Genomic DNA, 23,242 nt, shown 5'->3' with positions numbered 1-23,242 from the left:
TTTAACTCTATTTACTGAATTTCAGCTTCAGCCAAAACAACTCCCACGTGATTTTCTTCATTCGATTCATTACTAAATACCGCATCAGAGTATTATGGTTTTCATTTAATAATTCTTCATCACACTAAAATAAAAAATTCCAGTATATCGTGAAAATTATACTGGAATTTTCGAGAAACTATAGTTTGTAAATTCAATAATTTCTCAATATATTTACTTAAATAAATTAATTGTAGTAATGATAGAATGGAATAAATAGATTAGAAACAGGAGAAATTCGTATTGGTGCATATTCAAGTATCACGATTAATTTGCTGCCAAAAATATTAGGAGAATTTAAAAAACTATATCCTTTTATTACTATTCATTTATACGAAGGAAATGCAACTGAACTAGATCGATGGTTAGAAGAAGATAAAATAGATTTTGGAATTGGCACATCACACAATGAAAAATGGGAATTTGAACTACTATTTGAGAATCAAATTGTTATCGTAATGAATAACGCACATCAACTATCCAAAATAAATAGAATCAATTTAAAAGAAATAGAATCTGAAGAATTTATTTTACCTTACACAAATTCACATCTTGAAGTACATCAAATTTTTAAGAAAGAACAAATGCAACCAAATATTGCTTATCGAGTGAAAGGCGATGAAACGATTATTTCAATGGTAAGGCAAAATTTAGGTATTAGTTTACTAGCTGAATTATTGTTGAAAAATGACACGTCAGGTCTTGCAATAAGACCTTTAGAGGAAGATGTTTCACGAAAAATCGGCTATCTCATACATACTAAAAAACATTTACAAACACCAGCTATTCTTAAAATGTTAGATTTTATAAAAGAATGGATGAATAATAATAAATGCCTTTAAATACGTTCTCAAAATCATGTTCAGGAAACAAAGGTTGTTGAAGAATATAAACGCGGTGGCAGAACAAGAGCATTAAAAGTTGCTAGGAGAGTTTAAACAATGGGAATGCATATAATGTTTATTGTAATGATTATTTCATTAATCATTTCAACAGCATGGCTTTTTAAATGGGATAGAATAAATGAACCATTTATAGTTAATGGTAGTACGCTATTAGCTATAATAAATTTATTCTCAAGAAAAACACAAAAAATATTATTGATTATTTTGTTTGGTTTAATGACAGTCACAGTGATATTTATTTATGTGACATTCATATTATATGGATAAAACGTAAAAAGGATGAGAATGAGGAATAGTGTATGAAAATTGAATGGGATATTTTTGATACGATTATTGTATTAATAACACTGATTGGTGTTGTAGGTGATCTATTGGGCGTGCTTCATATGAAAATAGGCTATTTACTATTTTTTGTTGTTGCTGGAATTTTAGATTTTAGGAGTGAAAAAGAAAAAGCAGGTAAAGTTAAGACAGTTGTTTTGTATGGGATTAATATTGTCTTGTTATTATCTTTATTTATTATAAAATAATATACTTTTTGAAAAAAACCAATCAAATTACATAAGTGCCGATAACACTTTTTTCTTGGATATTTTCACGAACCATAACATTAACTAGAAAAGCCATGAATCAATGATTCAACAATGATTTGTGGCTTTTTTTGGTGTTCCCTAACTTACGTTTGGGTACGTTTTAAAAATAGAAATATACAAGAAAATACAGTTATTGTTTTCCTAACTTTGCAACTTTTTTTAAATATAGAATACCTAAAAGCCAAATTAATGCACCCATTACTTTGTACATAATCGTTCTAACTACTTCATTATCTACGGTGATACTTATAAATAAAGAACCCAATAGAATTATCAGTATTCCTATGATTGAATGAATTATTTTCATAATTTACACATCCTAAAGCAATTTTTACATTATATACCATTTTAACATTTTATTCGTAGCGTATCAAAGCATTATTTTCTAATAAAAACAGCGCCAAGTACTGTTAAATCAGTGTTTGGCGCTGTTTGAAATGTTACCTAACTTTTATTGTGTATCGATTTGTATACAGTATAAAGCAATTGCGCCTATTTGTTGAAGGCAGTTAATAAATTTAACTTCAGCTGTAATTACTTCCAAATGATACACTTCCAAATGATACATATGACTTTGACTAATCTTCTTGATTTTCTTTAAGAACCCAAGGCATATTAGATTCAAAACTTAACTGTAGCACTGGAGAGGGAAATTCTTCTGGTACAAACACCAATTCCTCTGTAAAACCTAACGTAAAATTCTCAACCTGAATAGTATTCATTTCATTAAAGTTAGATACTGTACACAATTCTCCTTCTAGTACTCTTCCAACAAAATGATAATCTCCCATGTAAATACGTGTCCCAACTTCCTCGGAAGGAAAGTCGGAAAGATGTGCTGGTTTTTCAGGAAGAATGCCTAACTCATTGAATATATCGGAAATAGGCGTCTTTAATAACTTAGTTGATTCAACATAATTTAGACAGTATAAGCAATTACAAACATCCATGTCTTTCCTATAAAACTCTCTTGTCTTAATAGGGTCGATTTCTAATAACCATTTCTCAATTCTAATTTGTTGAAGCATTAAAACACTCCTTTCTCTCTTAAATATTTGATCGATTATAACATGAAACCCTGTTTCTTTTTCGAATTCTTATTCAATAAATTTGAAATATAAATATCACCAAAGCGCTGTTTGGAAAACAAAACCAATCCAATTCCGTAACCATCGATAACACTTTTTCCCGGATACTTTCATGAATCACAACTTTAATTAGAAAAGCCACGAATCAATGATTCAACAATGATTTGTGGCTTTTTTTGGTGTTCCCTAACTTTTATTTGGGAACGTTATTTAGGTTTGCTTTGTATAGTTTATACATTGTAAAAATAGATTTTTAGTTCTTATAATTTTAACTAATTCCACCATTTTTATCAGAATCAAATTCTAATGGTATTGTGTGTGTAGAGATGATACCATATTGCGAATAATTCCCTGAAACTTCGATTAAATAAGTGGCACCATCATCTTTTAATAAAGCAACATTACCATATTGATTCCAATTTATATTAGAATCCTCTGCTTCCGAAGAAATCCCATTAAATATAGAAAATAATTGTCTTCCTTTTTGTGTATTTTCGTTTAATTGTGTATCAAAAGAACCTTCAAAAATAATGTTCTCTTTTTTCGAGCCTATTTTTAATGTCACTATCTTCGGTACAGAAGCTGGATGATAGCGTTCTTTATTTTTTGAAACAGCAATGGATACATCAATTCGCTCTTTTACACGTTTTTTAAATGTGTCAACTTCAACCCAATCTTCATCAGAAAATGTAGTAATGGGTTCTAACTTGAGGTCTGCGTTATGTTCTTCGTTAATATCTTCTATGACAGCTACATATTTTTGATAATAATCCTCTTTTTGCTCTTGTGTTAACTTTAAAAATATTGGTGATACATCTTCTGTAATTTCTTTGCTATCGGCATCGTTATTAGTACAACCTGATAAAACTAACGCCCCAAATAAAATACTTATGTAAAGATATTTTTTCAACACTTTCACCTCATTTAACATTATTAGATATACCAATAATACCATATATGTTTTTTATTGGTATTATAAAAAAGTAGTTCCCAAAGCTGCATTTGGGAAAAAATATGGCTTCAATCCTGTAACTACCAATAACACCCCTACATAAATTGCTCATACAATTCACCCGTAAAAACTCGCTCGTTCACTTGCTTTCTTCTACTTATAACCTAACTAAAAAAGAGGCTAGGACAAAACACTTTTTTAGCGTTCGCAACGAAAAACCGGAACCGCGCAACAGCACGATTCCAGTTTTTCTTATGCTCATATGAGCGAGTGTTCTTACACGTATGTCCCAGCCTCTTTTTCATTCTGTCCTTAATAATCCATCATCAATTGATTGGCAAGTGCGGCCATGCCAATCTCTACCATATGTTCATATGTAATTACGTCGGCTGGGCATTGATAGCCGTCATTTGTAATATCGACTTGCAGCACGCTTTTGCGTAGCTCATTGCGCTCATGCATCACGCGCTCAATATGATCCGCTCCGTCAAACATCATATATTGAAGTGGCTCATCAAGTGCAGCTACAAGCGCTTCCTCATCTCCTGCTAGTAATCGTTTAAACGAATCAATGGCATTCGCAAATTCTGATAAGGTTTGAACCTCATTGCCAAAGGCACGGTCTTTTAATAATTTTACGAGCGCCTGCTCAATAATCGTATCTTTTTCAAGCACGGTATTATCATTTAATAAATCGACATCAATGGCCGGCCAATTAATCGGTGCTACTTTTTCTGTGCGCTCAATACTAAAATATTTATTCATTTCATCAATCGCGGCTTGAAAGCATAAATATGCACGACTGTAGCGATGACGCCCAGCTAAGAGTAATCCGTCCTCAATCAATGCCTCACTATTTTGGCGTAATCCATCTAAAAGTTGCTGTGTCTGTTGTTGCATGATTCATCCCCCTTACCTTCTATTATAGTAGAAATAATCTGACATCGTACAATTTTTCAATAATCCTTGCATTTATCTTGATTTCAAGATAAAATAGAAACAATTAAAGAGCTACATCTAGGAGGAAACATTATGCATCATCATATTTCAATGATTACAAAAAACGCGAATACCAATAACCACTTCTATCGTCATATTTTAGGCTTACGCCGTGTGAAACTGACAGTCAATCAAGATGATCCGCATATGTACCATTTATTTTATGGAGATACGACGGGAACCCCGGGCACAAATATTACATTTTTCGAGATGAAAATTGCTGGTGCAACACATCGCGGCACAAACGCAATCACAGGCTTTTCATTGATTGTGCCATCAGAAGAAAGTCTTATATTCTGGCAGCAGCGCTTTACACAATATGATGTGAAGCATGGGGATATTACAACGTATGCAAATCGCCCAGCACTTCCTTTTGAAGATGAAGATGGTCTACGCATGCATTTAATCGTTGCAGATGACCGTGAAGATTTCTGGGAACCTTGGCCACAAACAGATATTCTAGAAGAGCACTTAATTCAAGGTATGGGTACCGTTGAAATGACCGTTCGTGACGAAGCGGCACTTGCCAAAACATTAACAGAAATTTTTGGCTATACTGCACAGAATCATATTTATCAAAAACAACTTGGCTCAGCACTTGGTGAAATCATGGTCATTGAACAACAGGGAGACCGCGAAAAACCTGGACGCGGCAGCATTCATCACCTTGCATTACGCGTCAAAGATTTAGAGGAGCTTGAAGATGTCCTAGCACAAGCGCGTGCACATGGTTTTAAATCAGAGGGCATTATTGACCGATACTTCTTCCAAAGCATCTATTTCCGTGAGGCCAATCATATTTTAATCGAGGTAGCGACAGATGGACCTGGATTTACGATTGATGAAAATCGCGCGCATATGGGCGAAACACTCGATTTACCACCATTTTTAGAACAACGTCGCGCAGAAATCGAAGAAAAATTAACCGTTATTGAGGAGGAATTATAAATGAAAAACCGCATCAACCCAGCAAATGGCATGGAGTTTGGTCTGTATTCACTTGGCGATCACATTCCAAATCCATTAACAGGCTCTCGTCTATCTGCTGGTGAACGTATTCAAGAAATTATTGAGTTAGCACGTCTAGCAGAGGATGTTGGCATTGATGTCTTTGGTGTAGGCGAAAGTCACCAGAGCTACTTTACAACACAGGCGCATACGGTCGTGCTTGGTGCCATTGCACAGGCGACAAATACTATTAAATTAACAAGCTCTGCCTCTGTTATTAGTGTAGCGGACCCGGTTCGTGTATATGAAGAATTCGCAACACTAGACTTAATCTCAAATGGACGTGCAGAAATCGTTGCAGGACGTGGCTCTCGTGTCGGTGCCTATGATTTATTCGGTGTTGATTTAAAAGACTATGAGGCGATTTTTGAAGAAAAATTAGCGCTATTAAAACAAATTAACGATGCACAAGGTTTAGTTAACTGGGAAGGTCAATTCCGTAAACCACTTGTGAATGCCGATATTTTACCAAAACCATCAGAAGGGACACTGCCATTATGGCGTGCAGTTGGTGGTCCTCCGGGGTCAGCGATTAAGGCGGGCTATATGGGTGTGCCAATGATGCTCACAACACTTGGCGGACCTGCGCAAAACTTCGCCGTATCGGTTGATGCCTATTACGAGGCACTTGAACGTAGCGGCTTTAAGCGCGAGGATTTCCCTCTTGCAACAGCAAGTCTATTCCATGTAGGCGATACAGCTGAGCTTGCTGCAAATGGCGCACACCCTCATTTATCAGGTGGCTTCCAAGCGATTCGTGGTAGCGGCTATCCGTTCGCGCAGGTAGCTAATGCCGCACAGGACCCTACTGATGCCTTGATGGTCGGCGATAGCCAAATGATTATCGAAAAAATCTTATATCAATACGAATTATTCGGTATGCACCGCTTTATGGCACAAATTGATTTTGGTGGGGTTCCATTCGATAAATTAATGCATAATATCGAAATCATTGGCCGCGATATTTTACCAGCTATTAAAAAATACACAAAAGCGTAAAGGAGTTTTGACATGACACGTATTCATTATGACAATCAGCAGGCAATAATTACAAATGATGCGGGTATGACCGCTACGGGCTTTAATGGTGACATCGATGCGCAAGGTTTTCGACCAAAGGAACTACTAGAGGCGGCGGTTGCGCTCTGTATGACGATGAACGTACGAAAAGTCTTAGAACGCGACGGCATTGATTTTCAGCTAGAGGACGTAGCAGCAACGGCTACTGCCTCTAAGGAAGATGGTGTCACAAACCGCTTTACCGCGATTGACGTTGAGCTCACGTTACCTGCTCATTTAGAGGCAGCTTATCGTACCAAATTAATCAAAATTGCTGAACGTGGCTGCACGATTGGCAATACAATCAAAGCATCTGCTAGCATTTCTGTAACCGAAGCTTAATCGTAATAAAAAGAGGGATCGCGCCAATACGCGACCCCTCTTTTTAATATTTCATATAGGCTGTCATAACATACCCTTCGATACATCGCCATTTGTTATGCCAATGAATTTTTGTCCATTCCCCGCCATCTTCTACAACTTCTACACGTGAACCAAAGGATAATGTACCAATTTTTTTGCTCGTTTGATAGGGCTCCTCAAAAATAACCACATCTTCTTTGGCCATTAATTCGCTCACGCCGTCAATATTGACCTGCAAATACGATAACTTCATATAACGGCCGTCTGTTAGACAAACCCATTTTTCATTTATAAACTGCGCGACGACCACTTGCTGATGTACGCCATCTACAACTGCCGGAAGCGTTCCTTGTCGCGTGCCTTTAACCGCATCATAATAGGGCGCATCCTTTGCTAAATAAAATATTTGATTCACCTGTTTTTTTCGTTTGGCTGCGATGAGGGCCACTATGACCGTTAGCGCAGTACCTATTATTAGTTTTTTCTTCATTATTCTCGCCCTTTCCTTCGTTAAACGATACTCATAATGATGCAATCATTGATTTCACTATTCATTTGCAGTTATAATGAAATCAATTTAAGTCTTAAGGAGCATCTATGTATATTTTAGACCAATCCAATCCATTCGAAGCACAAACGATGGCGTTTTCGCATCGTGAAAATCAAATTGTACAAGAATACAATCAGCTATTTGAATATTTTCTAGCAATGGCCGATAAATGTTCGATTATTAACTTAAATGAGCAGCTGCTAGAAAATCAGTCATTACACATCATACGTCGCACATTATTAAATGGCAAAATTCATTTTCATTTCCAACTTGGTGAGGCAGAGCGACAATTTATTCGTACACTTATGCAGCATAACATCCAATGTACCTTTGAAAAAAATCAAAGCATCATCGCTTTATTTGATGAACATATTCTCTTTTTTCAAAAAACGCCATTTACTTGTCAGTTCATCGAGACTTCGCAAGTACCAGCTACGTATGAACTCATTGAAGAAAAGCCAGCGCATTTTATTTTACAATCTGCGCAGGCTGCTAAACTATTGCAAATTCTTGCTGCACAGCTATTCCATGAAACGATTCCACTAGAAACAACGATCCATTTAGAAAAAGAGCCTCATTTCGTAGACTTTGACCCATCAAATCCGTTTGAAATACACATTCAAACAACTAAAACCGTCACAGAATTAACCCAAATTTTAACAGAAGCAATGCTCATTTATTACGAAAAAAAAATAAAAATCACGACCGACAATTGTTGGACGTGATTTTTTTGTTAACGTGGCATTGAAAAACCTCGACCTAAAATATCTGACGCATTTAAGAAAATAACGAATGAATCTGTCTCTTGCTGAAGTAATTCCTTTAAATAAACGGCCTCTGCCTGTTCAACGACCGTAAATAATAGGGCTTTTTGCTGTTTTGAATAGCCTCCCTCAGACCACAGCTTCGTCATACCACGGTCAATTTCATCGTGAATGAGCTTTTTCACGGCTTCTTCGTTGTCCGTCACAATTAACACCAGCTTCGATGTCGATGTGCGTAGCTGGACGAGGTCAATCACCTTACCTGTAATGAAAATCGCAATCATCGCATATAGCGCAAGCTCGAGATTAAAAACAAACATCGCCCAAATGACAATCGTTGCATCGATTAAAATTTGCGCAAAACCACTTGAAAAATGGAAATATTTTTTCAGTAACTGGCCAATAATCGTCGTCCCACCTGTAGAGCCATTACCACGGAATACGAGCCCTAATCCAAGACCCGTCAAAATACCACCATAAATCGACGCGAGCATCGGATCTTCCACACCCGCTGGAAGCTTACTCGTTAAGGCGATAAATAATGGTAATAATGTCGTCCCAATAAGCGTTTTAACACTAAAGCTTTTTCCTAATAAAAAATAGCCTAAAATAAATAATGGTAGGTTCAGCGAAATTTGAACAAGCGAGGGTGTCCAACCATATAACTCATGCAAAATGGTACTGATGCCAACGACGCCACCAGCCGCAAGTTTTGCTGGTAGTAAAAAGGCATTATAGGAAATCCCCAAAATCAACGTTCCGATAATAATTAAACTGTACGAGCGCAATTCCTTCATACTTTCTGTTCCCTTCTATGTAGATGTATTGCTATTGTACCGAATGTCATAGCTGTTCTACAATGATTGCATGAAAATTTTAAGTCTTATGAATATTTTGTTTAAAAAATAAATTTCCACCCGATAGCTATAGTATAATGAAGCTCATTAAATAGAGAGAAGGTGCACCATGTCGATTGAACAATTAAAAAAATGCTTCACTACCGGCAACTACCGCGATGCACTGGCAATTGGTGAAAGCTTACTTAATGATACAACTTTAACAGACGACCAAAAACGTCATGTTCTCTATTGCTGTACATTATGCGCGCGTTATATAGAAGAACCTGATTTTATTTTGTACTATTTCAAATTATTTAGTGAACATATGCCTGTAGCAGCCTCACTAGAACAGCAAATTCCTTTTTTACACTGTAAAGTAGCCATTTTATTTTTTGCAAATCAACATCAACAGGCTCTTGAACTTGCTAACTCCTTACTACTGACAATTAAAAATCTACCAAATTTACATGATTATATTTATATTTACGCATCTGTCTTACACTATAAATTACTGTATTTCCTTAATTCTGGGCTCTACACACAGGCCGTCAAAACGTACAATGACTTGGATAAATTTATGATTGAAGCGCTTGAAGTATCTGTGCCGACCTTACTTATGCAAATTCATGGGCATCTCACAAGTGCCTACTTACGCCTAGCACAGTGGCGCACAGCAAATGAACTTATTCAAGCGATGCTACAAACGCCTTGGCTCGAAAAAGCGCCGTATATAAAAGCACATCTTCAAATTCGCGAAAATGCCTTGCATCATATTTTGTCCGGTAAGGATTTCTCATATGATGCAAATCATGAGCTATTTCTTATATGCCACCCCATGTCGCGTATTACCTTATCGGTATTTCTTGGCGACATCAAAGCATTGCAAGCGCATTCTTCGTCTATTACTACATTGTATGTAGAATGGGAAAATTATCTAACCGCCGCACCAAGTGGCCAAGAATTAATTGCCTATTTAGCATAACAAATTTTCTTTTTTTAGCGTTCGCAACGAAAAACCGGAACCGCGCTACAGCACGATTCCGGTTTTTCTTATGCTCATATGAACGATTGTTTTTATACGTATGTCCCAGTCTCTTTTGTATTTAAAGATGTTCCTTTTTCATAAACACATTTGTTTTCGGTACATAATTTGCAATGAGCACACCACTTAAAATAAGCACTGCTCCAGCAACTGCTACACCCGTCATCACTTCGCCAAAAATCATAAAGGCAAAAATAACTGCGAATACAGGTTCTAATGAGAAAATAAAACCCGCTTCTTCTGCTGATGTATAGCGCTGTGCCACTGGCTGTAGCACATAGCCATACGCTGAACATAATAATGCCATTCCTAAAATAGCCATCCATTCATTCGTCGTTGCGGGCATCATTGGTGCTTCTACCACAAAGCCTACACAGCCATATAATGCGGTAAAGCCTAACTGGAAAATACCGAGCTGTAGCGGCTGTACTTTCTTAGCATAATGATTTGTCCACACTAAATAGAGTGCATTACAAATCGCGCATAATAAGCAAAGAATTGCCCCGTAAGATAAGCCAAAATCATCGCCGATTGTGAGCAGTGCAAGGCCTGCAACTACTACTGCAAGGCTCATCATCGTTTTACGCGATGGAATATGTTTGGTTATTAACGCATGAAGCAATGGTACAAAGACCACCGTTGTACTCGTTAAAAAGCTCGCCGTTGACACCGTTGTAGACTGCATGCCATTTAATAGGAATACAAATACCCCATACATCGGCAATGCGAGAATAGCACTTGCGACTAGTGTTTGCTTTGTGACACGGATAATTTTTTTATAAAATAGCGCAGCCATCACGATAAATGCGAGCGCAAAACGCCACACAATAATCGATGATGTATTGAGTGATTCTAATCCCACTTTCATAAATATATATGAACTCCCCCATGCAATGGCTATGGAGATTAATAATAAATTTGCTCTTGTATGACTCATCGTTCGACGTTCCTTCCACCTAAAATCCTTTGTTATTTTAGCACCATCTATTGCATTAATAAAACGAATGTTTATAATATAAACATTAGAAAATCTTATTTAAGAGGGCACATTATGAATTCATACGAAGCATTTTTAAAAATCATTGAAACAGGGAGTTTTACCGCCGCTGCTAAGCAGTTAGGCTACACACAGTCAGCCGTGAGCCAAATCGTACAATCACTTGAATATGAGCTCGATACACAGCTTGTAATCCGTTCACGCAAGGGAATTACCTTAACCCCAGATGGTGAGCAATTTTTACCATATATTAAAAATATTTGTTACGCTGAAAAAGAGTTATTTAAAAAGCAACATGAAATGAAAGGACTTGATGAGGGCATCGTTAAAATCGGTGCGCTAACGAGTGTCGCATGTCATATTTTACCAAATAGTATTAAGCGTTTTAAACGTACATTCCCCGGCGTACAATTTGAAATTCGTCAGGGTGAATATACAGACATTACGAATTGGATTTTAGAAGGTGCTGTTGATTTTGGCTTTTTAAGTGACCAAACGAGTCCACTTCTGACGATGCATCATTTGATGGATGATCCACTACTTGCGGTCTTATCACCGCTTGATGCCCTTGCAAAAGAAGCCTCCCTATCACTCGAATCACTCGCTACCGAACCATTTGTATTAATTGATGAGGGCGAGTCAAATGATGCGCTAGAGCTATTTGAAGCGGCTAATTTAGAGGCAGATATTCATTATATTGTCGAGGAAGATTATGCGGCAATGGCATTAATTGAACAGCAGCTTGGTGTGGCGATTATGCCAGAACTCATGCTTGCACGTTCGCCCTATCGTGTGACAACACGTCCCCTTAAGCCTGCCGCCATGCGTCCACTGCATTTAGCATATAAAGATTATAAAATTCTACCGATTGCGAGTCGTAGCTTTATTGATTCGTTAATTGCACAATTCGCTAAGCAAAAAATCTTATAAAAAAGGAGTCACCCATTTTTGGGCAACTCCTTTTTTTATTGCATTACCTGTCGCACGCGTTGTGGAATCATTACCACTGCCGGTGTCAGCTCCTCTGGTCGAAAGGTGTTATCAATACATTTATCCCAGTATGCCAAATGCTTCACATCAATCCAGTGCGTCGATTCCTCGACGTCGATGCCGCCAGGACCTTGTACCGAATACCAATACAAATACTCGCTACCATCCTTATGCTCGCGTAAAATCGTTTCGACATACATTTTTTCGCCCTCTAACGTTACAAGGACATCCTTCATATTGTCATTTAAAAATTGTAGCCATTCATCAACGACCGCAGACTTTCCTTCCTTTACTTTAAAGCGTGTACATTCTACCTGTACCATCGTCATCCCCTCCATATTCATTATACAAAAAAAGGAACCACGAATACGTGATTCCTTCCAAATTAATCCTGCTCGAGTGGGCAATAGCCACATGCCCCAAGCCCTGGGATGTCCTTTGATAAGCAGCAAGATTTGCGAATCGGCTGATTGACAAGGCTTGCGGGTGCTTTGCCTTTTGTATAGTCATAATACAATGATTTTTGGCTGAAGCGGGCCCATACTTCTGGTGATTCTAATAGTTCTAAATCATCCATTGCACGGTCTGCTAGAAGCGGATCATCGAGTAATTTCGCATAGATATTTGTGATATGCACAAAGAAATTATCCCAAATGACGCGTGGCGAAATCGCCGTCACATTACGCAAATCCTGCACAACCTGATAGCATTGCTTGTATAAAATAGTGGCCATCGTATAGGCGCGGTCATTATCGTCCACATAGCGCCAATCATTTGGATTTGCGAACATACAAATCGTGTAAACACCATTTTCATTCGTCGCATCAAAGCGTAAATCCTCTTCGTTACCATCCCATACCTCATCAAACGCGGTCAGCATATAAAACTGCATCGCAATAAATTGACCATAGCGCTTTGAAAAATGCGAAATCGCAGCGGCCTTCGAAGTCGCATTCGTAATCCCCTGCATTAAGTCGCCCATTTCATCTTCCTGGAAAAATTGCTTATGCACGCGGTCAAGCGTAAAGAGTGAACGCACGGGTGGTGTTGTATAAACATTGTACGAATCAAGCATGAGCACTTGATCCATTGTTAAAGCTGGCATTGTATCACCTGAATTCTTAAGTAGTCCTCTTTATCATAATACAAATCATTTTAAAATGTGCAATTACCGGTCTAAACACTCAGACACATAGACAAATTTTCATTTTTTTCCTACACTAAGCATAGTTAAAGGAGCGATATTATGCGAATTTTAATTATTGAAGATGAACGAGATGTCAGCAATGTATTAGTCGAAATTTTAGAACAGGTGGGCTTTGAAACGGTGACGGCCTATGATGGTGCGCACGCTCTGACTCAGCTTTCTACTACGTATGATCTTGTGCTGCTTGACCTCACATTACCATTTGTAGATGGTGAAACGATTTTAGCACAGCTCCGTCAGCAATCAACAATCCCTGTCATTATTATTTCAGCGAAAAATGCAACGACGACAAAGGTGGAATTACTACGTCTTGGGGCAGATGATTACATTACGAAGCCATTTGATATAGAGGAAGTTGTCGCACGTATTGAATCAACACTGCGCCGCGCATATGGTCCGGCGGTTACACGACAAAAACGCTATACATATCAAACAATCTCACTTGATGAAGCACAGCAGCTTGTGACACTTGCTAATCGTACACTTGCACTGACGGCGACAGAATATGCGCTACTGCATTTATTCATGTCTCAGCCGCAAAAAATTTTCACGAAAGAAAATTTAATTCGGAGTCTGCATGATGATGGGTATACAGGTGATGAGGGCACCATTAAAACGCATATTAGTAATTTACGCCATAAGCTACAGCCGATTGATGCGATTGAAACCATTCGCTATCTCGGCTACCGCCTTCGTCCACTATCTTAACGTTCGCTTGACCTTCATGCGCTATACTGAGCGCGATGAAAGGATGAACTACTATGAATATTTTAGAAACAACACAGCTAACAAAAACATATGGTCGAAACACCGTCGTTCATAATGTGTCATTGACTATTAAGCTTGGGCATATTTATGGCTTAATCGGCACAAATGGCGCCGGAAAATCTACGCTGATGAAAATGATTTGTGGCTTTACAGCACCGACGTCTGGCAGTATTCGCTTATTTGATGATGTAAACTTACGAAAGCAACAGCAAAAAATCGGTAGCATGATTGAAGCCCCTGCACTCATTGAGCATATGACGGCACAGGAAAATCTACGCCATGCGCGCCTATTACGAGGTATTCCAAACAAGGCGCTCGAAACGGAATTACTGACGCTCGTTGGTCTGCCAAATGTTGCGCATAAAAAAACGAAGGATTTTTCACTTGGTATGAAGCAGCGTCTAGGCATTGCCTTGTCACTTGTCGGCAATCCAGATTTTCTTTTATTAGATGAACCAGTCAATGGGCTCGATCCAATCGGTGTCGTTGAAATACGGAAATTGCTAAAAAAATTAGTCGAAGAACGCAATATGACGATTTTAATTTCGAGTCATAATCTACCGGAATTATTTCAAACAGCAACCGATTATTTTATTATGCATCAAGGGATGCTCGTACAAACATTGACTCATGAGGAACTCGAAAAAGCCTGTCAGCATTATTTATATATTGAAAGTGACAATACAGCCCATACGGTGACGGTGCTCGAGTATTTAGGCTATGAACAGCTTGTCGTACTCGAAAATGGTGGCATTAAGGTGCTCGATGAGGTTGCGTCGCTTAGTGAATTATCGCGCCAATTAATCGAAGCGGGCGCTTTATTGACAGCCTTTTACCGCCACGGGGATACGCTCGAAAATTATTTCCTATCGGTTATTGGAGGTGCTGCACATGTTTAATTTAATTCGTGCACATTGCTTTTCACTGAGCCGCGCGCGCACAACATGGCTCTTATTTGCAGCAAGTGTCGTCTGTGCTCTTGTTATGCTATTATTTTTAAAACGCATTGGTGCCAGCGAATCCTCACTTGGTGGCATTGCCTTTTTCTTTTCAGATTTAAACGTTGTCACACTTATTGGCGCCGTCCTTGCCACCTTACTCATTTCCAATGACTTTGATAATCGTACAATGCAGCATACGATTAGTGCAGGGCATTCTCGCGCACAAATTGTCACGAGTAAATTTATCGTGTATTGGCTCTTCATGTGCCTGTATTTACTACCATTTGTTGCCGCTAGCTTCTGGATTTTTTATGCAGATGCGCCTTATACATTCGGTGTCCCAATGGGCGGTATGATTAGCGCGATGAATAGTACGACACAAATCTCAACAGCAGTTGCGTTACTATTAAGCCTCATCATTGTGTACGTAGGCCAAACATCACTTGCCGTGATGCTCGCCTTTTTCTTAAAAAAGCCAACCTTTGTCATCGTCCTTTTTTATGCCATTTCAGTATTGTGCGGACAGCTAGCCGCAAATAATTTAAACTGGCTAAACTGGACACCATTTGGCGGCGATGCCATTACAGTTACTGCCGATTCATCGTTACTCGCTATTTGTCTTGTATCGTTGCGCTTTATTAGTGTTTGTGTTGGTATTACCATCTTATATTTTAGAAAAACAGATATCCATTAAGGGAGGTGCTGTATGTTAATTTATGTGTTGCTAAGTATTCTGATTCTGCTCCTTTTTTATATTTTATCGATGAAGCAACAACTGCGTACGATTCAACGACAGCTAATGGTACGGCAGCACACACATCAAAACCAGCCCCTTCATTTACAATTGCTGCATAGGCAGTTAAATACACTCGTCGCTAGCTGGAACGATGTGCTAGCACATGAGCAGCAGCTACGCCAGGCAAGTGTACAGCAGGAAAATTACTATAAGGAATTCGTATCGAATATTTCACATGACTTTCGCACACCATTAACCGCCATTAAAGGGTCCTTACAGCTACTCGATGTTTCCGCCTTAGACGCCGCACAGCAGCAAAAGTATCAAATAGCACTCGCACATGTCGCGCGCCTTGAAGCATTGCTACACAGTTTTTTCGAGTATGCCTATGTGATGAATCAGCAGCAAACACCCCCACTCAAGCCTGTCCAGGTGGATGCTTTATTGACCGAAGCAATTGCCGCACATTATGCCGCATTTGAACAACAGAAGATGCGGATCGAATTCGCGACTATAGAGGAAAATGTATGGCTGCTAAGTGATGATGAATGGCTCTCAAGAATTTTTGATAATTTACTGCAAAACAGCTTGAGTCATAGCGCTGAAACATTAACAATTTCCCTTCAAACGACCGAATCACAGTGCATTATGACATTTGAAAACCCTTTACTTCAGCCGCTAAAACAGCCGCCAGAGATTCTTTTTGAACGCTTTTATCACGAGCAATCACAGTCAACAGGACTCGGCTTAGCGATTGTGCGTAAACTCACCGAACAGCTCGGTGGTCATATCTCGGCAACAGCTACGAATGATTCATTACACTTTGCACTTATACTTCCTTTTGATAAGTCGTCATCGTTCACAAAGAGGCAGTAACTATGCTAATATGAGGGTAATAAAATGATGTGTCCATTCTAAATAAAGGTCGTGGTAAAATGGAAAAATATTTTCATGGTCTTGTCGCATTAGCGGCAATCATTTCAATTTTATTTGTCACAAACATCATTAATAGCACGGTATTTCTTATCGGGATTGTGCCTGTTAGCATCATTATGCTAATTGTCGGTACACTCGAAATCAAAAACACACTTGTCTCTGGCAAAGTATAAAGAAAAAGGAATCGCAGCGAATGCGATTCCTTTTTCAGCTGAACACATTTATTCAAAAATGGTAAAATCAACGTCTATCAATGAAAGAGGTGATTGTCATGAACGAGGAAATTTTTGCACTTGAACGCCGTTTAATGAAGCGAACTCGTCAGGATTTTGAGCAATTATTAGCCGATGATTTTTATGAAATTGGTACATCAGGTAAGACCTATACAAAAGGAATTGAACTCGATGCCCTTCTAGAGAATACCGTCGTAACGGAGCTTCCAGATATTTTGAACTTCCGTATCCACGAACTATCTGCCACAGTCATTCAGGCACTGTATGATACTGTAGAATTTTCTGGTCGTCGTTCTCATCGTAGCTCCCTTTGGCGCAAAACCAATGATACGTGGCAATTATTTTTCCATCAAGGTACATCATTTTAAAAAGGTAGGTCAGTAGGATAAATCCTATCTGCCTACCTTTTTTATTCAAATGAAATTAAAATACGTGTATATTCCCCGCTCGCAAGTAAGTCAAAGCCCTCGTTAATCTCTTCTAAACGAATCGTTTTAGCTATCAGCTCATCCACCGGTAATTTTCCCGCCTTCATAAGCTGAATGTAATGTGGAATGTCTCGGCGTGGCACCGCACTTCCTACATAGGAGCCCTTTAGTATTTTTTCGCTCGCCGTTAATGTCACATACGGTAGCGCAAAGGTTGCCTTTGGATCGGGTAATCCCGTCGTTGTCGTAACACCGCCTCGCTTCGTAATAGCATAGGCCACCTCAAGCGCCGGTACAACACCTGCCGTTTCGAACACATAATCAAAGCCACCATTCGTTTCCTCTAAAATACGGTCAATAATGTCCGCTTCATCTGAGCGATACGTTGCGGTTGCACCGAGCTCCGCTGCACGAACGAGCTTTTGATCATTAATATCGAGGGCAACTACCTCTCTTGCTCCCGCCGCAATTGCACCGAGTAGCGCGCTAAGACCGACACCTCCAAGGCCAACGACAGCAACTGAGCTCCCAAGTGGCACTTTCGCTGTATTAGCGACAGCACCAACACCCGTAATAACCGCACAGCCAAATAAGGCTAGTTGCTCCGCTGTCAAATCTTCCGTCACCTTTACGAGAGACTGCTTCGACACAACCGCATAGTCAGAAAAAGCAGAAACTCCGATATGGTGATAAATTTTTTCATCCCCATTATGTAACCGAATACCGCCATTTAATAAGGTCCCAGCTTCATTTGATTTCGCCGCGCGCTCACATAAAGCAGGGCGACCTTCCTGACAAGGCACACACTCTCCGCAGCTTGGCACAAAGACACAAATAACCTGGTCCCCCTTCGCAAAATCCGTCACACCCTCTCCGACTGACATTACTATACCAGCCGCTTCATGACCAAGCGCCATTGGTACTGGACGCGGACGACTACCATTCACAACAGACAAATCTGAATGGCAAAGACTAGCTGCTAAAATTTTGACGAGCACCTCATCGCGACCCGGCGCATCCAATTCTAATTCTTCAATTTGAATGGGCTGACTTTCTTTATACGGTGTGCTAGCCCCTAGCTTCCTCAGTACTGCTGAACGTATCTTCAAACGAATCAGTCCTTTCATTTCAGTTTTTTATACAATTATTATTTTATCCAATTATATTTTTACACTACTCTTTCGTTAACAACTTCCATGGACAAAAAATAATGCACCCTATTTATTATCGTGTACTGGATGAAGAAAATGCCTTGAATTTAGTAACAGGAAAATGGGAAGACCAGGAAGAAATCGTGTTGTAACACGGATTATCGTTTCTTCGCAATGCTTAAATTTTGCGATATAAATTATTTGACCAATATGATAACCATAATGATATATGTGATTCAATACGGAACAATTATATCGTGTACATAGCTTTGAATATTGTTCTAGCAATGTTCATAGGCAAATACCGATAATTAACAATACCCTAGAAACATAACATTTAATACAAAAGTTTTGGGAACTATTAGGGAACTAAAATGAACACATCGGCAAATGATTTATGTACATAAAAAAGAGCAACCACAGAGGTTACACTAGTATATCTTTCATATTTATTCAAAATAAAAAATAGCATACTTTATTTAAATCAAAGTACGCTATTTTTTATTTTAATTACCACCAAAAGTTAATATTTGTTTTTTCTTACTTTGGGTAATCGTTATATATTATTTTCTTGTGGAAGTCTTGCTTCTATCAAGATATTTATAAATTGTACTATTTTTTATCGTATTCTTATTGAGAGGTGATATAAAAAATGTTAGGTGGCGGAGATGATTATACTTTTTATTTGTATGAACATAAGAAAGAAGATGCTGAATCAGAATTTAATATTGTAGATATTGGCCTTTTAGAAATAAGAAAATTTATTGGGGAAAAGATGTTAATTTTATTGTGTGGATGGACGAGAGTCTTGATTTAGGACGACAAAAAAAGAGGAATTGGAAAAAAATGATTAGTATTCCTGATGATTTAATCAATTATAAAAAAATAATAATTATATATATGATATTATTACAGCAGATGAAGATTTCAAAAAAATAAATGCAAATGCAGACGCATACAAACCTACTGTATTATTGAATGAATCAATGCCTTCTTTTATAAACTGCATTGAAAAATTTAGGGACATTATTAAAGGTATACCCACAGATTCTTTTGTTTTAGAACAAGGGAAAGATGCTAAGTTATATACTAAAAAAGAATTATATTACCAATTTGATAAACTCGATTATTTTCTAGAAATGATGAAAACCGGAAAGTATTCAATAATAGCTTTCGGAATATAAATATCACCGTTGAATCAAATGGTTAAAGCTTTACAATCAAATAAGATAAAGGAGGCTGGGACATACGTGTAGAAATCACCTCTCATAGGAGCATAAGAAAAACCGGAATCGCGCTGTGGCGCGGTTCCGGTTTTTCGTTGCGAACGCTAAAAAGGGAACATGACGTGTTTTGTCCCAATCTCTTTTTTTGTTCGACGAATTGTAATATTAAGTGCACCACTCAAAATAAATAAAAAAAGACCCATTCCATATGAGTCTGTATAATTAAAGTTCCTACACCAAAATCAACAGGGGGCCATATGGAATGAGCTATTGTCATCTTACCACATCTGAACGTACGAAAATAGAAGTTTTAAAAGGATTAGGGTACTCTTGTCGTGCCATTGCGCGTCATCTGAATCGTTCTCATACAACGATTCACGTGAAGTAAAGCGACTGAATGAATGGTCTGCCGAAAAGGCGCAATGGCACGCGGCTGCGCAGAAGAAAAAATGCGGTGCGCGTTCAAAGTTTACCGACAAACTGCGTAATGTTATCGAAGAAAGACTAAAAGCGACATGGTCTCCTGAACAGATTATCGGTTCCTTATTTCAAGGAAAACTATCGTTCAAAAAGATTTATCGTTGGCTTTATTCAGGAAAGCTTCGCGTGACGCTTCAAGTACTTCGGCAAAAAGGAAAACGTCAGGCACCACGCGAAACACGTGGTCGTTTCAATGTTGGAACCTCGATTCAACAACGCCCAAAAGAAGTCAAAACGCGTGAAACGTTTGGCCATTGGGAATTAGATACTGTCGTTTCAGCGCGTGGTACGAAAGGATGTATCGCGACGTTCGCCGAGCGAAAAACACGTTTCTATGTCGGCATTCAAATACCGAATCGCTCGGCGCAATCGATGAAATAGGCCATTGAACAGCTCATTTCACGTTATCCAACACCATGTTTTCAAACGTTTACGACGGATCGTAGAAAAGAATTTAGCTGTTACACCGAACTTAAGACCCAGTATGAGATTCCATTTTACTTCGCTGATCCATACGCGCCATGGCAACGTGGCACGAATGAAAATAGTAATGGTCTTTTACGCGAATTTTTCCCAAAACGAATGGACTTAGGACAACTAACACCCTCAAAAATAGAAAAAGCACTTTCATTGATCAACCATCGACCAAGAAAGTGCCTCAACCGGAACACCATACAAGATGTATTTGAATATGAGATGGTGCAGTTAATTTGACAATCTATCGTTCAAATAAAAAAGCCCACTGCTAGAGTGAGCAAAAGTTTAGATCGCGCCATATTGTAAATTTAGAATCGAGTAGAATTTAGTTTGATAGATTAATTAAATAAGCCGATGATTGAAACTACTAAAGCAATTTTTAATTATTTATAGAGACTTTATTTCAAATTAATATTTCTATTTATTTTTTATGATTTTAAAAAAACATTGATCATTGTAAAATAGATAATACTTATAATGAAAAGAAAAAATAATAAACTTGTTATTTTTTCATCACTCATCATCAAAGTGCTGTCAAAAAATATACCTTGTTCTGCATTTCCAGTAATCGAATGAGTATATATTGTTGCTATTAAGATACCAATTGTAAATAAACCATACATGTTTAAAAATTTCTTTACTGAAACAGAAGACTTCTGTCTTTTTGATTCTATAAATTTCCACTCCTTCACCTGGCTAATTTCATTAATTAAAATAAAAAAGACACCCTGCAAGGGTGCCCTTTTATTTATAATTACATTTTTACGATATTTGTTGCTTGTGGACCACGTTGTCCATCTTCAATATCGAAAGTTACTTTTTGATTGTCTTCTAAAGTTTTGAACCCTTCATCTTGAATAGCAGAGAAGTGAGCGAATACGTCTGCGCCGCCTTCTACTTCGATGAAACCGAATCCTTTTTCTGAGTTAAACCATTTTACTGTACCTTGTGTCATATATAATGACCTCCAATAATGTTATTTAATAAGATTGTAATTTCTAAGAAAGAAAAAATTCACATATTACAAAAAGTACTAACTTAACAACTAGTACACTTTGTAATAAGTGAATTTATTGCTGTTCTAATTTCTTGTTAAATATATTATATAACAGATATTGGTATTTGTCTATTGATTAATTTGAATTAATAGTGGTAGATAAATAATAAATTTATAAAAGTCTCAAAAAGAGACTCTGTTTGGAGGTTATTATTATGGGATTTCTAGAAAATTATAGAATTTATTTCTTTTTAATTCCATTAATTTTATTAGTAGGCTATTTTCTTCTAATAGATAGAAATGATTAATTTAATAAAAGCTTTCCAGTTGTTCTGGTGTAATTCCTTTAATAAGATTAAGTTCACTCATCATAATTTTTTGGGCTTGAGCAAGCATATCTTTTTCACTGGTATTAAGTTTTTTCTCTGCTCTCATACGAGTTAGATCACGTACAACTTCTACGCAGTCTTTTAAATCCCCTGTTTTAATTTTATTTGTATTTTTATTATAACGTTCTTTCCAAGAAATTATTTGATCTGATTGACCATGCGTAAAAGCATGAAGTATACTTCTCAGTGCTTTAATGTGTGTAATCGATCTTATAGGTGCATCTACCATTTTATCTACAGGTATAAGTAACTGCATGCGATTAATTACCATGCCAATAACATAATATCGATGAATTTTACCAGAAAAATCTCGTTCTTCTATTCCTGTAATGATTCCAGCGCCTTGTGTTGCATACATAATATTTTGACCAACTTTAAACAAATCATCCACCCCCGTTTAATAACAACTTTCTTAACCTTAACACCTTTTGGTGTTTTAATCAAATTTTTAATAATATCACAAAAATAATTATTTTGTCAATTTTTATTTATTTCCAATTATTTCAAATATATTTTATGCGGATTTATATGAATATGTTCCAAATGAAGAAACCGCAGGATANGTCTTAATCCTTCGATTAAGATATTCTTACTTGCATTAATATCTCGGTCTAGTATCGTACCACAAGATGAACAAGTCCACACACGAATAGCTAATGGTTTCTTGCCATCTCGATGACCGCAAGTATGACAAATTTGGCTCGATGGGAAGAATCTGTCGATTTCGACAATTTTTCTACCGAACCATTTCGCCTTATACATCAGTTTTTGTACAAAAGAAGACCATGACACATCTGCTATCGCTTTTGCCAACTTATGATTTTTCAACATGCCTTTTGTGTTTAAGTCTTCAAGACAGATGACGTCATAGTGACGAATCAATGCTGTTGACAGTTTATTTAAAAAATCTTCTCGTTGAAACGCGACACGCTCACGCAAACGAGCCACTTTACGACGTTGCTTTTGGTAGTTCATGCACGCACGTAAATCACGACCCTCTTTTTTCGCTTGCTCGTAGCGACGGGATAATTTGCGTTGCTCACGTTTTAACTTCTGCTCCATTTTGGCTGTAAAGCGTTGGTTAT

At 37.8% G+C, this 23,242-nt stretch carries 29 protein-coding genes and 1 pseudogene; 18 read left to right on the top strand and 12 right to left on the bottom strand.

Going from position 1 to position 23,242, the window contains the following annotated elements; all coding sequences use genetic code 11:
- Positions 1–251: 251 nt before the first annotated feature.
- The 3 genes from ACFSY7_RS05640 to ACFSY7_RS05630 all read left to right on the top strand — a co-directional run bounded on the left by ACFSY7_RS05640 (position 252) and on the right by ACFSY7_RS05630 (position 1,474).
- Positions 252–881, top strand: a complete 630-nt coding sequence (locus ACFSY7_RS05640; RefSeq protein WP_380147173.1) for a LysR family transcriptional regulator substrate-binding protein — start codon at positions 252–254, stop codon at positions 879–881.
- A gap of 126 nt (positions 882–1,007) precedes the next feature.
- Positions 1,008–1,211 (top strand): hypothetical protein, encoded by a 204-nt coding sequence (locus ACFSY7_RS05635; protein WP_380147160.1) that lies wholly within the window; start codon positions 1,008–1,010, stop codon positions 1,209–1,211.
- 32 nt (positions 1,212–1,243) lie between these two features.
- Positions 1,244–1,474: a hypothetical protein gene (locus tag ACFSY7_RS05630; protein ID WP_380147159.1), complete on the top strand. Its 231-nt coding sequence runs from the start codon at positions 1,244–1,246 to the stop codon at positions 1,472–1,474.
- Positions 1,475–2,115: 641 nt separating this feature from the next.
- Here the strand turns inward: ACFSY7_RS05630 and ACFSY7_RS05625 are convergent.
- The 3 genes from ACFSY7_RS05625 to ACFSY7_RS05615 all read right to left on the bottom strand — a co-directional run bounded on the left by ACFSY7_RS05625 (position 2,116) and on the right by ACFSY7_RS05615 (position 4,477).
- Entirely contained in the window at positions 2,116–2,565 is a 450-nt protein-coding gene (locus ACFSY7_RS05625; protein WP_139993284.1) for a hypothetical protein, read from the bottom strand.
- A gap of 328 nt (positions 2,566–2,893) precedes the next feature.
- Positions 2,894–3,535, bottom strand: coding sequence for a hypothetical protein (locus ACFSY7_RS05620; protein ID WP_380147158.1), 642 nt, complete (start codon positions 3,533–3,535; stop codon positions 2,894–2,896).
- A 354-nt stretch (positions 3,536–3,889) separates the two neighbouring features.
- Positions 3,890–4,477 carry an AbiV family abortive infection protein gene (locus tag ACFSY7_RS05615; protein WP_380147157.1) on the bottom strand — a complete coding sequence of 196 codons (588 nt, stop codon included), beginning with the start codon at positions 4,475–4,477 and terminating at the stop codon, positions 3,890–3,892.
- A 132-nt stretch (positions 4,478–4,609) separates the two neighbouring features.
- Here ACFSY7_RS05615 and ACFSY7_RS05610 point away from each other — a divergent pair, with 132 nt between their 5' ends.
- From ACFSY7_RS05610 to ACFSY7_RS05600, 3 genes are read left to right on the top strand one after another with little or no spacing between them, the layout of a single operon-like run.
- Positions 4,610–5,524 carry a VOC family protein gene (locus ACFSY7_RS05610; protein WP_380147156.1) on the top strand — a complete coding sequence of 305 codons (915 nt, stop codon included), beginning with the start codon at positions 4,610–4,612 and terminating at the stop codon, positions 5,522–5,524.
- Positions 5,525–6,583, top strand: coding sequence for an LLM class flavin-dependent oxidoreductase (locus ACFSY7_RS05605; protein ID WP_126990349.1), 1,059 nt, complete (start codon positions 5,525–5,527; stop codon positions 6,581–6,583).
- A 12-nt stretch (positions 6,584–6,595) separates the two neighbouring features.
- Positions 6,596–6,985, top strand: a complete 390-nt coding sequence (locus ACFSY7_RS05600; RefSeq protein WP_380147155.1) for an OsmC family protein — start codon at positions 6,596–6,598, stop codon at positions 6,983–6,985.
- Positions 6,986–7,028: 43 nt separating this feature from the next.
- Here ACFSY7_RS05600 and ACFSY7_RS05595 read toward each other — a convergent pair whose 3' ends face one another.
- Entirely contained in the window at positions 7,029–7,496 is a 468-nt protein-coding gene (locus ACFSY7_RS05595) for an SH3 domain-containing protein (protein ID WP_380147153.1), read from the bottom strand.
- Between the two features lie 107 nt (positions 7,497–7,603).
- Between ACFSY7_RS05595 and ACFSY7_RS05590 the strand changes: the two genes are divergently transcribed.
- Positions 7,604–8,281: a hypothetical protein gene (locus tag ACFSY7_RS05590; RefSeq protein ID WP_380147152.1), complete on the top strand. Its 678-nt coding sequence runs from the start codon at positions 7,604–7,606 to the stop codon at positions 8,279–8,281.
- Positions 8,282–8,289: 8 nt separating this feature from the next.
- On the opposite strand, the gene ACFSY7_RS05585 is transcribed toward ACFSY7_RS05590, so the two are convergent.
- Positions 8,290–9,117 carry a YitT family protein gene (locus ACFSY7_RS05585; RefSeq protein WP_380147151.1) on the bottom strand — a complete coding sequence of 276 codons (828 nt, stop codon included), beginning with the start codon at positions 9,115–9,117 and terminating at the stop codon, positions 8,290–8,292.
- Positions 9,118–9,286: 169 nt separating this feature from the next.
- On the opposite strand from ACFSY7_RS05585, the gene ACFSY7_RS05580 reads away from it, so the two are divergent.
- Positions 9,287–10,141, top strand: coding sequence for a hypothetical protein (locus tag ACFSY7_RS05580; RefSeq protein ID WP_380147150.1), 855 nt, complete (start codon positions 9,287–9,289; stop codon positions 10,139–10,141).
- Between the two features lie 121 nt (positions 10,142–10,262).
- On the opposite strand, the gene ACFSY7_RS05575 is transcribed toward ACFSY7_RS05580, so the two are convergent.
- Entirely contained in the window at positions 10,263–11,138 is an 876-nt protein-coding gene (locus ACFSY7_RS05575) for a DMT family transporter (RefSeq protein WP_139993252.1), read from the bottom strand.
- Between the two features lie 114 nt (positions 11,139–11,252).
- Between ACFSY7_RS05575 and ACFSY7_RS05570 the strand changes: the two genes are divergently transcribed.
- A complete protein-coding gene (locus tag ACFSY7_RS05570) occupies positions 11,253–12,128 on the top strand; it encodes a LysR family transcriptional regulator (protein ID WP_380147149.1) in 876 nt (291 codons plus the stop codon).
- A gap of 35 nt (positions 12,129–12,163) precedes the next feature.
- Here ACFSY7_RS05570 and ACFSY7_RS05565 read toward each other — a convergent pair whose 3' ends face one another.
- Both ACFSY7_RS05565 and ACFSY7_RS05560 read right to left on the bottom strand, forming a co-directional pair.
- Positions 12,164–12,511: a DUF6176 family protein gene (locus ACFSY7_RS05565; protein ID WP_126990357.1), complete on the bottom strand. Its 348-nt coding sequence runs from the start codon at positions 12,509–12,511 to the stop codon at positions 12,164–12,166.
- Between the two features lie 62 nt (positions 12,512–12,573).
- Complete coding sequence (locus tag ACFSY7_RS05560) at positions 12,574–13,293, bottom strand: Fe-S oxidoreductase (protein ID WP_380147147.1); 720 nt, start codon at positions 13,291–13,293, stop codon at positions 12,574–12,576.
- A gap of 141 nt (positions 13,294–13,434) precedes the next feature.
- Between ACFSY7_RS05560 and ACFSY7_RS05555 the strand changes: the two genes are divergently transcribed.
- From ACFSY7_RS05555 to ACFSY7_RS05530, 6 genes are all read left to right on the top strand, one after another.
- Positions 13,435–14,103, top strand: coding sequence for a response regulator transcription factor (locus ACFSY7_RS05555; RefSeq protein ID WP_380147146.1), 669 nt, complete (start codon positions 13,435–13,437; stop codon positions 14,101–14,103).
- 53 nt (positions 14,104–14,156) lie between these two features.
- Positions 14,157–15,062, top strand: coding sequence for an ATP-binding cassette domain-containing protein (locus ACFSY7_RS05550; protein ID WP_380147145.1), 906 nt, complete (start codon positions 14,157–14,159; stop codon positions 15,060–15,062).
- The gene (locus ACFSY7_RS05545; RefSeq protein WP_380147144.1) at positions 15,055–15,798 is read left to right on the top strand and encodes a hypothetical protein; all 744 of its coding nucleotides are present in this window, start codon (positions 15,055–15,057) and stop codon (positions 15,796–15,798) included. The genes ACFSY7_RS05550 and ACFSY7_RS05545 overlap by 8 nt, the downstream gene beginning before the upstream one ends.
- Before the next feature lie 12 nt (positions 15,799–15,810).
- Positions 15,811–16,716, top strand: coding sequence for a sensor histidine kinase (locus ACFSY7_RS05540; RefSeq protein WP_380147143.1), 906 nt, complete (start codon positions 15,811–15,813; stop codon positions 16,714–16,716).
- 59 nt (positions 16,717–16,775) lie between these two features.
- The gene (locus ACFSY7_RS05535; protein WP_158620988.1) at positions 16,776–16,949 is read left to right on the top strand and encodes a hypothetical protein; all 174 of its coding nucleotides are present in this window, start codon (positions 16,776–16,778) and stop codon (positions 16,947–16,949) included.
- A 98-nt stretch (positions 16,950–17,047) separates the two neighbouring features.
- On the top strand, positions 17,048–17,377 hold the full coding sequence (locus ACFSY7_RS05530; RefSeq protein WP_186439556.1) for a nuclear transport factor 2 family protein: 330 nt from the start codon (positions 17,048–17,050) through the stop codon (positions 17,375–17,377).
- A gap of 41 nt (positions 17,378–17,418) precedes the next feature.
- Here the strand turns inward: ACFSY7_RS05530 and ACFSY7_RS05525 are convergent, their stop codons facing one another.
- Positions 17,419–18,546: a zinc-dependent alcohol dehydrogenase family protein gene (locus ACFSY7_RS05525; RefSeq protein ID WP_380147172.1), complete on the bottom strand. Its 1,128-nt coding sequence runs from the start codon at positions 18,544–18,546 to the stop codon at positions 17,419–17,421.
- A 694-nt stretch (positions 18,547–19,240) separates the two neighbouring features.
- Between ACFSY7_RS05525 and ACFSY7_RS05520 the strand changes: the two genes are divergently transcribed.
- The 3 genes and pseudogenes from ACFSY7_RS05520 (at position 19,241) to ACFSY7_RS05510 (ending at position 21,008) form a co-directional block, all read left to right on the top strand.
- Positions 19,241–19,405, top strand: coding sequence for a hypothetical protein (locus tag ACFSY7_RS05520; protein WP_158620989.1), 165 nt, complete (start codon positions 19,241–19,243; stop codon positions 19,403–19,405).
- 157 nt (positions 19,406–19,562) lie between these two features.
- On the top strand, positions 19,563–19,772 hold the full coding sequence (locus ACFSY7_RS05515; protein ID WP_380147142.1) for a hypothetical protein: 210 nt from the start codon (positions 19,563–19,565) through the stop codon (positions 19,770–19,772).
- Between the two features lie 304 nt (positions 19,773–20,076).
- Positions 20,077–21,008 (top strand): annotated as a pseudogene (locus ACFSY7_RS05510) (IS30 family transposase).
- Positions 21,009–21,525: 517 nt separating this feature from the next.
- Here ACFSY7_RS05510 and ACFSY7_RS05505 read toward each other — a convergent pair.
- The 3 genes from ACFSY7_RS05505 to ACFSY7_RS05495 all read right to left on the bottom strand — a co-directional run bounded on the left by ACFSY7_RS05505 (position 21,526) and on the right by ACFSY7_RS05495 (position 23,219).
- On the bottom strand, positions 21,526–21,726 hold the full coding sequence (locus ACFSY7_RS05505) for a cold-shock protein (RefSeq protein ID WP_126990365.1): 201 nt from the start codon (positions 21,724–21,726) through the stop codon (positions 21,526–21,528).
- 351 nt (positions 21,727–22,077) lie between these two features.
- Positions 22,078–22,548 (bottom strand): CarD family transcriptional regulator, encoded by a 471-nt coding sequence (locus ACFSY7_RS05500; RefSeq protein WP_380147141.1) that lies wholly within the window; start codon positions 22,546–22,548, stop codon positions 22,078–22,080.
- Between the two features lie 107 nt (positions 22,549–22,655).
- On the bottom strand, positions 22,656–23,219 hold the full coding sequence (locus ACFSY7_RS05495; RefSeq protein WP_449274622.1) for an RNA-guided endonuclease TnpB family protein: 564 nt from the start codon (positions 23,217–23,219) through the stop codon (positions 22,656–22,658).
- Between the last annotated feature and the right edge of the window lie 23 nt (positions 23,220–23,242).

The organism is Kurthia populi, assembly GCF_042686175.1.
GTDB classification, from domain to species: Bacteria; Bacillota; Bacilli; order Bacillales_A; family Planococcaceae; genus Kurthia; species Kurthia populi.
Note: the sequence above shows the minus strand (reverse complement) of the source record. Positions and strands in the feature narration are given on the sequence as shown.

Excerpts from the sequence above, each read along its gene's own strand:
- ACFSY7_RS05570 (WP_380147149.1), top strand. The coding sequence starts at position 11,253 with ATGAATTCATACGAAGCATTTTTAAAAATCATTGAAACAGGGAGTTTT.
- ACFSY7_RS05565 (WP_126990357.1), bottom strand. The coding sequence starts at position 12,511 with ATGGTACAGGTAGAATGTACACGCTTTAAAGTAAAGGAAGGAAAGTCT.
- ACFSY7_RS05555 (WP_380147146.1), top strand. The coding sequence starts at position 13,435 with ATGCGAATTTTAATTATTGAAGATGAACGAGATGTCAGCAATGTATTA.
- ACFSY7_RS05590 (WP_380147152.1), top strand. The coding sequence starts at position 7,604 with ATGTATATTTTAGACCAATCCAATCCATTCGAAGCACAAACGATGGCG.
- ACFSY7_RS05580 (WP_380147150.1), top strand. The coding sequence starts at position 9,287 with ATGTCGATTGAACAATTAAAAAAATGCTTCACTACCGGCAACTACCGC.
- ACFSY7_RS05625 (WP_139993284.1), bottom strand. The coding sequence starts at position 2,565 with ATGCTTCAACAAATTAGAATTGAGAAATGGTTATTAGAAATCGACCCT.
- ACFSY7_RS05635 (WP_380147160.1), top strand. The coding sequence starts at position 1,008 with ATGATTATTTCATTAATCATTTCAACAGCATGGCTTTTTAAATGGGAT.
- ACFSY7_RS05505 (WP_126990365.1), bottom strand. The coding sequence starts at position 21,726 with ATGACACAAGGTACAGTAAAATGGTTTAACTCAGAAAAAGGATTCGGT.
- ACFSY7_RS05630 (WP_380147159.1), top strand. The coding sequence starts at position 1,244 with ATGAAAATTGAATGGGATATTTTTGATACGATTATTGTATTAATAACA.
- ACFSY7_RS05575 (WP_139993252.1), bottom strand. The coding sequence starts at position 11,138 with ATGAGTCATACAAGAGCAAATTTATTATTAATCTCCATAGCCATTGCA.
- ACFSY7_RS05600 (WP_380147155.1), top strand. The coding sequence starts at position 6,596 with ATGACACGTATTCATTATGACAATCAGCAGGCAATAATTACAAATGAT.
- ACFSY7_RS05545 (WP_380147144.1), top strand. The coding sequence starts at position 15,055 with ATGTTTAATTTAATTCGTGCACATTGCTTTTCACTGAGCCGCGCGCGC.
- ACFSY7_RS05595 (WP_380147153.1), bottom strand. The coding sequence starts at position 7,496 with ATGAAGAAAAAACTAATAATAGGTACTGCGCTAACGGTCATAGTGGCC.
- ACFSY7_RS05535 (WP_158620988.1), top strand. The coding sequence starts at position 16,776 with ATGGAAAAATATTTTCATGGTCTTGTCGCATTAGCGGCAATCATTTCA.
- ACFSY7_RS05540 (WP_380147143.1), top strand. The coding sequence starts at position 15,811 with ATGTTAATTTATGTGTTGCTAAGTATTCTGATTCTGCTCCTTTTTTAT.
- ACFSY7_RS05615 (WP_380147157.1), bottom strand. The coding sequence starts at position 4,477 with ATGCAACAACAGACACAGCAACTTTTAGATGGATTACGCCAAAATAGT.
- ACFSY7_RS05585 (WP_380147151.1), bottom strand. The coding sequence starts at position 9,117 with ATGAAGGAATTGCGCTCGTACAGTTTAATTATTATCGGAACGTTGATT.
- ACFSY7_RS05550 (WP_380147145.1), top strand. The coding sequence starts at position 14,157 with ATGAATATTTTAGAAACAACACAGCTAACAAAAACATATGGTCGAAAC.
- ACFSY7_RS05610 (WP_380147156.1), top strand. The coding sequence starts at position 4,610 with ATGCATCATCATATTTCAATGATTACAAAAAACGCGAATACCAATAAC.
- ACFSY7_RS05560 (WP_380147147.1), bottom strand. The coding sequence starts at position 13,293 with ATGCCAGCTTTAACAATGGATCAAGTGCTCATGCTTGATTCGTACAAT.
- ACFSY7_RS05605 (WP_126990349.1), top strand. The coding sequence starts at position 5,525 with ATGAAAAACCGCATCAACCCAGCAAATGGCATGGAGTTTGGTCTGTAT.
- ACFSY7_RS05530 (WP_186439556.1), top strand. The coding sequence starts at position 17,048 with ATGAACGAGGAAATTTTTGCACTTGAACGCCGTTTAATGAAGCGAACT.
- ACFSY7_RS05520 (WP_158620989.1), top strand. The coding sequence starts at position 19,241 with ATGTTAGGTGGCGGAGATGATTATACTTTTTATTTGTATGAACATAAG.